General features: G+C 62.9%; 9 protein-coding genes and 1 pseudogene. 3 read left to right on the top strand and 7 right to left on the bottom strand.

Translation table 11 applies throughout. The features are described from left to right. Nucleotides 1–31 precede the first annotated feature (31 nt). Nucleotides 32–409: a response regulator gene (locus ACK3BK_RS13200; RefSeq protein ID WP_186664420.1), complete on the top strand. Its 378-nt coding sequence runs from the start codon at nt 32–34 to the stop codon at nt 407–409. A 6-nt stretch (nt 410–415) separates the two neighbouring features. Here ACK3BK_RS13200 and ACK3BK_RS13195 read toward each other — a convergent pair whose 3' ends face one another. The 4 genes from ACK3BK_RS13195 to ACK3BK_RS13180 form a co-directional block, all read right to left on the bottom strand. Continuing rightward, complete coding sequence (locus tag ACK3BK_RS13195; RefSeq protein ID WP_411382573.1) at nt 416–1,048, bottom strand: LysE family translocator; 633 nt, start codon at nt 1,046–1,048, stop codon at nt 416–418. A 105-nt stretch (nt 1,049–1,153) separates the two neighbouring features. Continuing rightward, entirely contained in the window at nt 1,154–2,308 is a 1,155-nt protein-coding gene (locus ACK3BK_RS13190) for a cysteine desulfurase family protein (RefSeq protein WP_411382572.1), read from the bottom strand. Nucleotides 2,309–2,464: 156 nt separating this feature from the next. Continuing rightward, nucleotides 2,465–3,508, bottom strand: a complete 1,044-nt coding sequence (locus tag ACK3BK_RS13185; RefSeq protein WP_411382571.1) for a hypothetical protein — start codon at nt 3,506–3,508, stop codon at nt 2,465–2,467. 94 nt (nt 3,509–3,602) lie between these two features. After that, nucleotides 3,603–4,541: a LysR family transcriptional regulator gene (locus ACK3BK_RS13180; protein ID WP_186708326.1), complete on the bottom strand. Its 939-nt coding sequence runs from the start codon at nt 4,539–4,541 to the stop codon at nt 3,603–3,605. A 141-nt stretch (nt 4,542–4,682) separates the two neighbouring features. Between ACK3BK_RS13180 and ACK3BK_RS13175 the strand changes: the two genes are divergently transcribed. Continuing rightward, nucleotides 4,683–5,912: an acyl-CoA dehydrogenase gene (locus ACK3BK_RS13175; RefSeq protein WP_186719502.1), complete on the top strand. Its 1,230-nt coding sequence runs from the start codon at nt 4,683–4,685 to the stop codon at nt 5,910–5,912. Nucleotides 5,913–5,935: 23 nt separating this feature from the next. On the opposite strand, the gene ACK3BK_RS13170 is transcribed toward ACK3BK_RS13175, so the two are convergent. Both ACK3BK_RS13170 and ACK3BK_RS13165 read right to left on the bottom strand, forming a co-directional pair. Next, on the bottom strand, nt 5,936–7,021 hold the full coding sequence (locus tag ACK3BK_RS13170; protein WP_411382570.1) for a TerC family protein: 1,086 nt from the start codon (nt 7,019–7,021) through the stop codon (nt 5,936–5,938). Nucleotides 7,022–7,170: 149 nt separating this feature from the next. Further along, entirely contained in the window at nt 7,171–8,196 is a 1,026-nt protein-coding gene (locus ACK3BK_RS13165; protein WP_186665417.1) for an ABC transporter substrate-binding protein, read from the bottom strand. Nucleotides 8,197–8,373: 177 nt separating this feature from the next. Here ACK3BK_RS13165 and ACK3BK_RS13160 point away from each other — a divergent pair, with 177 nt between their 5' ends. Continuing rightward, nucleotides 8,374–10,269: a S8 family serine peptidase gene (locus ACK3BK_RS13160; protein ID WP_411382569.1), complete on the top strand. Its 1,896-nt coding sequence runs from the start codon at nt 8,374–8,376 to the stop codon at nt 10,267–10,269. Nucleotides 10,270–10,307: 38 nt separating this feature from the next. Here the strand turns inward: ACK3BK_RS13160 and ACK3BK_RS13155 are convergent. After that, nucleotides 10,308–10,820 (bottom strand): annotated as a pseudogene (locus tag ACK3BK_RS13155) (methyl-accepting chemotaxis protein); the annotation flags it as partial. Nucleotides 10,821–11,174: the final 354 nt, after the last annotated feature.

Here is an 11,174-nt window from a genome sequence, read left to right as displayed (position 1 = left end):
TGGCCAACTATTTGAAATTCAAGGCGTTGTGATGAGCGAAGATGCACAAGATGTGGTGCTGGTGGTCGAGGACGAACCGATCATTCGGATGATCCTGCGCGACTACCTGGCAGGCGAGGGCTACCACGTGTTGGTCGCCGAAGACGGTGAGCAGGCGTTCGCGATTCTGGCGAGCAAGCCGCACCTGGACCTGATGGTCACGGACTTTCGCCTGCCAGGCGGGATTTCCGGGGTGGAGATCGCCGAACCCGCGGTCAAGCTGCGACCGGATCTCAAGGTGATCTTCATCAGCGGCTATCCCGCAGAGATCCTCGAGTCGGGCAGCCCGATCGCGCGCAAGGCGCCGATCCTGGCCAAACCGTTCGACCTCGACACCCTGCATCAACAGATCCAGGCATTGCTCAGATAATGGGGCTTATACCGCCTTGGTGTTGAGCAACCGCACACCCAGCCCGATGAACAGCGCGCCCGTGGCGCGTTTGAACCAGGCTGCCAGGCGCGACGCCTTCAGGCGTCGACCGAAGCGGTAGGCGGTGAAGCAGTAGAACGAATGCACCAGCCCGACGATGGCCGCGATACTGATGAACATTGCCGCGAACTGGCCGAAGATCGGCCGGCCAGGTTCGAGGAATTGCGGCAGGAAGGCGCAGAAGAACACCAGGGTCTTGGGATTGCTCGCCGACACCAGAAAGGCCTCGACGCCGATCCGCCATTTCGCTCGAGGGGCGACCGGTGTGATTTCGCCTGCAGGCAGCTTGGGCTTGTCCCGTGACAGCAGTTGCCGCAGGCCAAGGTAGATCAGATACCCGGCGCCCACCAGCTTCAACGCCAGAAATGCCGCTGGCAGCGAGATCAACAGCGCACCGACACCCATCGCCACACCGCTGATCAGCAGCAACTGCGCACTGAGGTTGCCCAGCAGCGTCATGCCCATGCCGGACGGGCCGTAACGCAGGGCGTTGCGTACGGTCAGCAGGACGTTGGGGCCAGGGGTGAGCGAGGTGATCAGGTAGGCCAGTGAAAACGTCAGCCAGAGGTGCAGTGCCATGGAGCGCGGTCCTTCGCAGGAGAAAGCCTCAAGATGCCAGCAATCGGCGCCGGATGCCATGGCAATGGGTATTTCTGCACTGTCCGTACCTGACAGAAGGCGTCGCTACCAGAGCGCCACGGCGCCCGCTGCAATGACCCGTCCAAATACTTCGAGCGCCTTGTCCACATCAGCTTCGCTGCTGTAGCGCCCCAGGCTGATGCGTACGCTGCTGCGTGCCTGCTGCTCGCTCAGCCCCAGGGCCAGCAGCACGTGGGACGCGGCGTTGCTGGCCGAGTTGCACGCCGAGGTCGTGGAGATGGCCAGTTCGCTCGCCAGTGCCGCACTGCTGAAGCCCTTGGCCTCGATGCACAGGTTCAAGGTGTGCGGGATACGTTGCTCGGCGCACCCGTTGAGGCTCACACCCGGCAAGGCCAGCAGGCCGCCAAGCAGGCGTTGCGACAGTGCCTGGATCCGTTGGTGCTCGCTTGCGGCCAGGGAACCGGCCAGGGCGAAGGCACTCCCCATGCCGACGATCTGATGCCCCGGCAGCGTCCCGGAGCGCAGCCCGCCTTCGTGGCCGCCCCCATGCATCTGCGCATGCAGGCAGGGGCGAGCACGGCTGCCGACGTACAGCGCGCCAATGCCCTTGGGGCCGTAGACCTTGTGTGCGGAAAATGACATCAGGTCGACGGCTTGTCGCGCCAGATCGATGTTGACCTTGCCCACGGCCTGGGCGGCATCCACATGCAGCAGTGCGCCGTGTTCGCGGACGCATTCGCCGATCCGGGTGAAGTCGGTGATGGTGCCCAGCTCGTTGTTGACCGCCATCAGCGACACCAGACGAGTGTCGCCACGCAGGGCGGCCTGGACGACCTCTGGCTGTATCAGCCCCTGTGCATCCGGCACCAGCCTTGTGACCGCCCACCCCTGACGCTCCAGTTCGGCGACAGTGTCGAGCACGGCCTTGTGTTCCAACTGGCTGGTGATCAAGTGGCCTGGCTGGCCGGCGCCCTGGGCGATGCCCTTGAGGGCGAGGTTGTTCGACTCGGTGGCACCGGAGGTCCATACCAGCGATTCGGTCGCCGCGCCGACCTGCTCGGCGACCTGGCGGCGGGCCTGTTCCACCAGCTCGCGGGCGGCCTGGCCATAGGCGTGACCGCTGGACGCAGGATTGCCGAAATGAGCCTGGCGGCCCATGCAGGCAAGCATGCTTTCGATGACCCGGTCATCGACCGGGGTGGTGGCGGCGTAGTCGAGGTACAGCGGCAAGTTGTGCATCAGGCGGGTCCGTGCGGGCAGAGGCTGAGGAATGTCAGCATGCTAGGGGAACCGGGGGGGAATGAGTTTTCCTTGTTTTCGCCTTTTTCAGCGGTTGATGGAAATATTTTTCGTCGCAAGGCCGGTCAGGAGAAAACTATTCTGGCCGACCTTGCATCAAAGCCTCCAGCATCCTTCGAAGCGTTCGCAAACGCCATATTGCCGGTCAAGCTGCGCCATGGCCCGCAGGTGTTCGAGCTTCGCTTCAGCGGTGACCTGGCGGTAGACCCGCACGTAGTAACGGCCCATGTCGCGCATGCGTACCTCGCGGCCGTTGTAGCGATTACCCGGTTCCAGGCCCGCCCAGATCTGCAACTGCTGATCCTGCACGCTGTTGAGGTATTGGCGGTTATTGTCGCGGAATCTGGCCTGGGCGAGGGCCTTGACCTGGCCAAGGGCTTGCTCGAAATGCTGCAGATTGGCGCGGTACTGGTCCCAGTAGGCATCGGGCAGCGTGGCATTGCCCAAGGCCTGGCGACGTTCGGCGATCTGCCGATCGGCCGGAGGTTGCTGCAGGTTGCTGGCTTGCAGTATGTCGATCACTGCGCCGGACGAGGTCAGGCTGTCATTGATAAGGCCTTCGATCATTGCGCTGCGTTGCACGGAGGCGGGCAGTGGAGTGGGCGGTAGCGGGAACAGCGGGGAGGTGCCGCTACAGCTTGCCAGGGGCTCATCGCTCAGTGGGTAGGGGATGCGAACATCCTTGCCGTCGATGCGTTGCAGGCGGGTGAGTTGAAGCATGCAGTAACCGTCGCTGCGATCGACGCTCACTTCGTATTCGGAACCGGCGGCGGGGGTGAAGGTGACCCCGATCGAGCAAGGCGCGCCACCGGTGCTCAAGGTGTTGGCAAATAGATAGAGTGGCTGGTCGGGCTCCAGGCGGATCTCCAGGTAGCCACGGGTGTCGGCGGTGGGCGGCACGCGCATGTCGGCGCGGCGTCGAGTGTCTCTGGCCAGGAAATTGTTGAGCAGGCCGGTGGTGCTGCCCTCGCACCGGGGACCTCGGTAGACATCCAGCGTCGAGTTGGAGGTGTTGGCGACGTAGCGCAGTTTCGACGCGTCAGTGCGGCTGCTGTCCTGGTAGCTGCCGTTGAAGCTGCAGGCGCCGAGCAGTGTGCAGGCGGCAACCAGAGTGATGGAGCGTGCTGCGGTGGCGAGCATGATCGTCCTTGAGCGTTGGGTGAGGGCGGTGCAGATGCTAGAGGTGATGGCACCGTTCGTCCAGTGTGCCATCATCGACTGCGCCGCCTGGGCTTCAGTCGACTGCGGCCTGCGCGGCAATCTCCCGCTCATCCTGTGCCACCACCTGCTGGCACAGCTCGATGATCTGTTCGCGCATCCAGCGGTTGGCCGGGTCCTGATCAGTGCTTTCATGCCAGTACAAGTGCGTTTCCAGTGGCGGGACTTCTACCGGCAGCGTCAGGTAGCGCAACTGATGGCGGCGTGCGAAGCGCTCGGGTACGGTCATCACCATGTCGGTCTGCTGCAGCACCTGCGAGGCCATCAGGTAGTGTTGCGAGCGCAGCGCGATCTTGCGCTGCACGCCCATCTTGCCCAGCGCCAGATCGACGTAGCCCAGGCCGTTGCGACGGCTGGAAATATGGATATGGGTCATGCCCAGGTAGCTATCGAGCGTCAGCTTGGCCTCGCCCAGCGGGTGGCCCTGGCGCAGGGCGCAGACATAGCGATCCTGCATCAGCTTGACGTGGCGCACCTGGGGGTCGGTGTTCAGCGGAGCATCGACGGCGAAGTCCAGGCGGCCTGCGGCCAGCTCCTTGGTGGTCTCGCGGCGCTTGCACAGGAAGCTCTCGATCACCACACCCGGCGCCAGGCGGCGCAAGCGCTGGAACAGCAGAGGCAGGACCACCGCCTCGGTGAGGTCGGTCATGCTGATGCGGAAGGTCTTGCTGGCCTGCTGCGGATTGAAGATTCGGCTTTCCTGCACCGAAGTGCGCAGCAGGGCCAGGGCGTTACGCACCGGCCCGATGATGTTCTGCGCCATCGGTGTCGGCACCATGCCTTGGGCGGTGCGCACGAACAGTGGGTCGTTGAAGGTTTCGCGCAGGCGCGACAGGGCGTTGGAAACGGCAGGTTGAGTGATGCCGACGATCTGCCCGGCACGGGTCAGGTTTGCTTCGGTGTAGATGGCGTCGAAGACGATGAACAGGTTGAGATCGACCTTGCTGAGGTTCATAGGGGCGCCACGCGTTGTTGATGTTATTCGTCGATCATATATCGGTTATGAATGTTAATACACGCGGAAAATAGACTAGGTGGATTGACCTGGGCTGCTCTAGGCTCTGTGCATGTTCTTCATTCCGCAAAGGTAGCCCAGATGGATTTCGCCTATACGCCCAAGGTCCAGGCTCTGCGCGAGCGCGTCACCGCGTTCATGGACACCCATGTCTACCCCGCCGAAGCCGTGTTCGAGCGTCAGGTTGCCGAAGGTGATCGCTGGCAGCCCACTGCGATCATGGAAGAGCTCAAGGCCAAGGCCCGGGCCGAAGGGCTGTGGAACCTGTTCTTGCCCGAGTCCGAGTACGGCGCGGGGCTGACCAACCTGGAATACGCACCGTTGGCCGAGATCATGGGCCGTTCGCTGCTGGGGCCGGAGCCGTTCAACTGCTCGGCGCCGGATACCGGCAACATGGAGGTCCTGGTGCGTTATGGCAGCGAGGCGCAGAAACAGCAGTGGCTGGAACCACTGCTGCGCGGCGAAATCCGCTCGGCGTTTGCCATGACCGAACCTGACGTGGCCTCGTCCGATGCCACCAACATGGCTGCCACCGCCGTGCGTGATGGTGACGAGTGGGTGATCAACGGGCGCAAGTGGTGGACCTCCGGCGCCTGCGACCCGCGCTGCAAGGTGATGATCTTCATGGGGCTGTCGAACCCCGATGGCCCGCGCCACCAGCAGCACTCGATGGTGCTGGTGCCCACCGATGCTCCCGGGGTGAAGATCGTTCGCCCGCTGCCGGTGTTCGGTTACGACGACGCGCCCCATGGTCATGCCGAGGTGCTGTTCGACAACGTGCGCGTGCCTTACGACAACGTCATCCTCGGCGAAGGGCGTGGTTTCGAGATTGCCCAGGGGCGCCTGGGGCCAGGCCGTATCCACCATTGCATGCGGTCGATCGGCATGGCTGAACGTGCCCTGGAGCTGATGTGCAAGCGTGCGGTAAGCCGCACCGCGTTCGGTCGCCCGCTGGCCCGGCTGGGCGGCAATGTCGACAAGATCGCCGACTCGCGGATGGAAATCGATATGGCGCGCCTGCTGACCCTCAAGGCGGCGTACATGATGGACACCGCCGGCAACAAGGTGGCGCGTAGCGAGATTGCCCAGATCAAGGTGGTGGCGCCGAATGTCGCGCTCAAGGTGATCGACCGGGCGATCCAGATTCATGGTGGTGCGGGTGTGAGCGGCGACTTCCCGCTGGCCTACATGTATGCCATGCAGCGCACCTTGCGCCTGGCCGACGGGCCCGATGAAGTGCACCGGGCGGCGATCGGCAAGTACGAGATCGGCAAGTATGTGCCCAGGGAGATGCTGCGCAGCGGGCAGTAAGCCCGCTGGGCATGTACTTGCCGTCAAGGGCCGGTGTGGTTCGTGGCAGGGGCCGTGGATGATCCTGGCGCGGCGTCGCCAGGGGGCGCTTCGGCCTTGCTCGGGCTCTCTTGGGCCAAGGCAGGTTCTTGCCCTTCGCTGGCTCGGGTCTTGAACAGCGACAGCACCACGCCGCCCAGCAGCAACCCGAATGTCACGCCCAGCGACAGCAGCGCCGGCACCTTACCCACCAACCCGTGGTAGAAGATCTTGCAACCGATGAAGATCAGCACCATCGCCAGGGCGTACTTGAGGTAGACGAAGCGGTGCATCAACGCTGACAGGGCGAAGTACAGCGAGCGCAGGCCAAGGATGGCGAAGATGTTCGAGGTGTAGACGATGAACGGATCCTGGGTGATGGCGAAGATCGCCGGCACGCTGTCGACGGCAAACACCAGGTCGGCCAGTTCGATCAGCACCAGGGCGAGAAACAGTGGAGTGGCGTAACGCAACGCCTTGCTCTGGCCGGGTGGCGTGAGACGGACGAAGAAGTGCTTGCCATGGATCTGGTCAGTGACCCGCATGTGCCTGCGCACGAAGCGCAGCACCGGGTTGTTGGCCAGATCCGGACGGCTGTCTTCCCTGGAAAGCGCCATCTTCACCCCGGTGAACAGCAGGAACGCACCGAACAGGTAGAGCACCCAGGCGAAGTTCTGTACCAGCGCAGCGCCCACGCCAATCATGATCGCACGCAGGACTACCACGCCGAGGATGCCCCAGAACAGCACGCGGTGCTGGTAACGGCGAGGGATGGCGAAGAAGCTGAAGATCATCGCCATGACGAACACGTTGTCCATCGACAGCGACTGCTCGACCAGGAAGCCCGTGTAGAACTCCAGTGCCGACTGGGCGCCGAGCTCGTACCACACCCATACCCCGAACAGCACGCCCACGCTGAAATAGCCCGAGTACAGCAGCAGGCTTTCACGCATTTCGATTTCACGTTCCTGGCGGTGCAGCACGCCCAGGTCGAGGACCAGCAGGGCGATGACGATGGTGACGAAGACCAGCCATAACCAAGTGCTGGTGCCGAGCAGGGGTGTTGTGAGGAATGTCTGCAGAGCTGTCATGAGCCCCTCCTTGATTGTCGACGTTGCATGGCAACAGTGATTCCGACATGGCGGCGCAAACCGTCAGAGGGGCCCGGCATCACATGGGTGTAAGCCTAGTCCATGGAGTGCCGGGGCCAAGGGGAGGGGTGTTACATTTCTTTGCCTGATTAGGGTTTCCCGAGCGCGTCGACGACTTTGCGCGCCACTTCGGACGGCATCCAGGCTTCCCAGACCTGCGGATGCTCGCGCAGAAATACCTTGGCCGCCTCCCGCGGGTCCTGGCGTTTCTCGCTCATGATGGCCAGGGCCTGATTGAGGGTGTCGATTGGCAAGTCGACTTTTTCGAACAGGGCCACCAGGTCCGGGTACTGCGTCTTGAAAGCCCGCGATACGCCAATCGACAGTTTGGCGGGCAGCGAACTGCTGCCGCGTGGGGCGGGGTTGGCCGGGTCGGTCAAGGTGGCCCAGGCCTGGGCATCGTAAGGCGGCTCCTCCAGGCGTACGAGGTCGAAGCGGCCCATCAGGGGCGTGGGGCTCCAGTAATAGAACAGCACGGGCTGGCCGCGCCGAATCGCCGAGCTGACCTCGGCATCGAGGGCGGCGCCGGAGCCGGTGCGAAAATTGGTGTATAGCCCCTCTAGTGCGTAAGCCTTGAGCTTCTGGGTGTTGACGATTTCCGACGTCCAGCCGCTGGGGCTGTTGAGGAAGCGGCCTTTGGTCGGCGCCTCGGGGTCTTTGAATACCTGCGGGTAGCGCTTGAGGTCGGCGACGCTCTTGAGTTCTGGCGCCAGCGGCTTCAGGTTGCGCGCCGGGTCGCCCTTGATCACGTATGCCGGCACATACCAGCCTTCCACGGCGTTCTTCACGGTATCGCCCAAGGCGAACACCAGGCCTTTTTTCTCGGCGTCGACCCAAGCGGGGCTGCGGCCGGCCCATTCTTCGGCGATCACTTGCAGGTCGTTTTTCGCCAGTGCCACTTCCATGCTGACGGTACTGCCGGGGAGGGTGTCAGTGGGGTATCCGTAACCCTTCTCGACGATCAGGCGCAGGATTTCGGTGGTCAGGGCGCCGCTTTCCCAGCCGATGGCGCCGAACTGGATAGGCTTGGCTGACTCGGCGCGTGCCGCGCTGTCGGTACTGGCCAGGCCCAGCGCGAGCAGCAGCCCGGCCAGCAGCGTGGGAATCTTTTTCATCATGACCTCTTCGTTTGTGGGCTTGCCAACTGGGCAGTGTAGACCAGGGCATGGTAGGGCCGGGCTCGCGATGCTGCTTCCCTCTGCAAGCAAACCCTGACCTGCCCAATCATCGTCCCACCGGCGGATGGTTGCTTGCCGGCCCCCACTTCTACTTTCTTGCCCCGAGGGCTTGTGATGACTGACCTGAAATTTGTCCATTACCGCAGCTACCGCTTCGATGGGCTACTGCTCGTTCGCTGTACCGGAAGTGATCTTGAGAACATCAAGCGCATCACCTACCAGTTGCACAGGAAAGACGGGAATAGCGTCAGCTTGCTGCAGACCGAGACGGCACCTTCACATGCCTCCAGTGGTGAGTTGACCGACTATGGCTGCCCCATTACGTTCAAGGTCGATGCGCCTTACGGTCGTTTCGCCATCACGCCTACCGTGACCTGGATTCAAAAGGCGGGTGGCGCTACGCGCACATTTGCGCCACTGGAGTTCGACATTCAGCCCGGGGAATCGACGCGTACCTTTCTTGGCTCGGGCCGCAGCAGGCGCGACGCCACGTCTGATCCGGCGGCGCGCAAGATGCCGCAGTCGTTCGAGCTGGTCGACGACATGCTGCAGCAACACGACCCTATCAACTTCAAACCTGCGGTCGGCCCTTTGCTGGTGAAGTTTGCCGAGGGTGGTGCCGAGCGCTTCGCCGCAGACATGCAAGCGGATTCGAATTCCCTGCTGATGCGGCGCTGGCCGGGGCTGGAGCATCTTTTGCAATGGCGCCAGTACCTTGAGCCCGAGCAACGCGATATCGAAAGCTTGCAGGCATTGCGCGATTACTGGCAGATCGAACAGCCCGCCAGCATGAACAACGACACGTTCATCGTGCTCGGCAAACATGTGGCGCAACTGGACTATGTGGAGCATGTGCACCTGCACCCCGTGGGCGAACAGTCGGCCGCAGGGCCATTGCTTCTCGCTGGTGCCTTGGCGACGGTGCTGACCGGGGTCGCCGTTCACTACGGTAACAAGGCATATAACGAGTCGCAGCCCACCCCCGATTTCGAAGCGCTTCAGCGCTACCTTGACGAGCCGGATGCGTTGATCAAGGGTCTTAACATCCGCAAGGCCTGGGAAAAGGAGGTCAAGGGGCGAGGGGCACGCGTGCATCTGGTCGATGGTGGCCTTTACCCAAATCATGAAGAGCTGCGCGGCAACAGCGCTATCAAGGTCATTGTCCTGGAGCCAAACGGTAGCCCTGATCACGGCAGCTCATCGGCAGGGGTGATAATCGCCTCTGCCAACGGTACCGGGGTTACAGGCATCAGCCATCAGTCGGAAGTGTTCTTCTACAACTCCGAGGCAGGAAGGCGCACGCTCGATCAACTGCTGATCCGGGTCATGCCCGGCGATGTGGTCACCATAGTCCGTCAGGTCCACGATGCTAAAAGGCCGGAGGCGTACCTGCCGACGTTGCACTCCGCGATGTGGTCGAGCGTAATCGAACGATTGGTTGACCGTGGGGCTGTGGTCGTATGTGCAGCGGGTAATGGGTTCAACCAGGACAACAGCGATATCGGGGCAGTGGCAGGGACTGGGGTGAACCTGTCGCGATGGCGTTACTTCGATGCCACGAAAGACATTGGTGCCATCGTGGTAGGGGCGTGTGAGTCATGGTCTGGCCATCCCCACAGAAAATCCAACTACAACTACCCCTATCGCATGCTCAACGCCTGGGGAGACTCGGTGGTGACACTTGGTTTGTCACCCACTGGGTTCTTGCAGGACAAGGACGGCAATGACAGGGACTACACCAACATCTATGGCGGCACCTCGTCTGCGACAGCGATGATAGGTGGCGCGCTGACGCTGATCCAGTCCTACGCCATGGAACAGCACCATCTCTACCTGAACGCCTACGAGATGCATATGTTGCTGATGCAGACAGGCTACACCGACGCGATGTTCCCCCATGAATCCCAGCCGCCGATGGGCGTTCGGCCAAACGTGTACGCCGCGTTGAGGCGGCTTGACAGGATTCTTGATGGCGGCCGGTTCTACTCGCCCCAAAAAAACGAAGGCTGAGCGCGCCTGCGGCGGCAATTGCGCCGCAGGCTTTCTGTTCAGACCCGGAACTGGTCCATAAGCCCCTGCTGCTGGTTGGCAAGGCTATTGAGCGACTGGCTGACCCGCGCCGATTCGTTGGCCTGACCTGACAGCGATTCGGTCACGTCGCGAATGGTGGCCACATTGCTATTGATCTCTTCGGCCACCGCGCTCTGTTCTTCGGCGGCCGAGGCGATCTGCAGGTTCATGTCGCTGATCACGGTGACCGCCTGGCCGATGCGCTGCAGCGCGGTAACCGCTTGGCCAACCTGCTGCACGCCGCCCTGGGCCTGGCGATGACTGCTGTCCATGGCGCCGACCACTTCGCGGGTGCCGGCCTGTAGCGACTCGATCACCTGGCGGGTCTCTTCCACCGACTCCTGGGTGCGCCGCGCGAGGTTGCGCACTTCGTCGGCGACCACCGCGAAGCCGCGCCCGGCTTCCCCGGCGCGCGCGGCCTCGATGGCCGCGTTGAGGGCCAACAGGTTGGTCTGCTCGGCGATAGAGCGAATCACCTCCAGCACCGAACCAATCTTCTCGCTGTTTTGCGCCAGCCCCTCGACCTGGGCCATGGCGCTGCTCATGTCGGCGGCCAGCGCATCGATGCTGTCAGTGGTCCGATCGATCACGGCCAGGCCTTCGCGGGTGGCCTGGTCGGCATCGCGCGCGGCTTGCGCTGCCTGGGCCGCGCTGCGGGCGACGTCCTGGGCGGTGGCGCTCATTTCGTGGGAGGCGGTCGCGACCTGGTCGACCTGGCGGTACTGCTGCTCCATGCCCGCACTGGTTTCGCTGGCGATGGCAGCAGACTGGTCGGCCGTGCCGCGTGCTGCCTGCACCGAGCGTTTCACCTCGGCGATGGTGGGTTGCAGCTTGTCGAGGAAGCG

Origin of the sequence: Pseudomonas sp. L7 (genome assembly GCF_046605565.1) — a bacterium.
GTDB classification, from domain to species: domain Bacteria; phylum Pseudomonadota; class Gammaproteobacteria; order Pseudomonadales; family Pseudomonadaceae; genus Aquipseudomonas; species Aquipseudomonas wayambapalatensis.
This window is presented reverse-complemented; position numbering and strand designations above follow the sequence as displayed.

Bases quoted from the DNA above. Each gene is read 5' to 3' on its own strand.
- ACK3BK_RS13200 (WP_186664420.1), top strand. From the start codon at position 32: ATGAGCGAAGATGCACAAGATGTGGTGCTGGTGGTCGAGGACGAACCG.
- ACK3BK_RS13195 (WP_411382573.1), bottom strand. From the start codon at position 1,048: ATGGCACTGCACCTCTGGCTGACGTTTTCACTGGCCTACCTGATCACC.
- ACK3BK_RS13190 (WP_411382572.1), bottom strand. From the start codon at position 2,308: ATGCACAACTTGCCGCTGTACCTCGACTACGCCGCCACCACCCCGGTC.
- ACK3BK_RS13185 (WP_411382571.1), bottom strand. From the start codon at position 3,508: ATGCTCGCCACCGCAGCACGCTCCATCACTCTGGTTGCCGCCTGCACA.
- ACK3BK_RS13180 (WP_186708326.1), bottom strand. From the start codon at position 4,541: ATGAACCTCAGCAAGGTCGATCTCAACCTGTTCATCGTCTTCGACGCC.
- ACK3BK_RS13175 (WP_186719502.1), top strand. From the start codon at position 4,683: ATGGATTTCGCCTATACGCCCAAGGTCCAGGCTCTGCGCGAGCGCGTC.
- ACK3BK_RS13170 (WP_411382570.1), bottom strand. From the start codon at position 7,021: ATGACAGCTCTGCAGACATTCCTCACAACACCCCTGCTCGGCACCAGC.
- ACK3BK_RS13165 (WP_186665417.1), bottom strand. From the start codon at position 8,196: ATGAAAAAGATTCCCACGCTGCTGGCCGGGCTGCTGCTCGCGCTGGGC.
- ACK3BK_RS13160 (WP_411382569.1), top strand. From the start codon at position 8,374: ATGACTGACCTGAAATTTGTCCATTACCGCAGCTACCGCTTCGATGGG.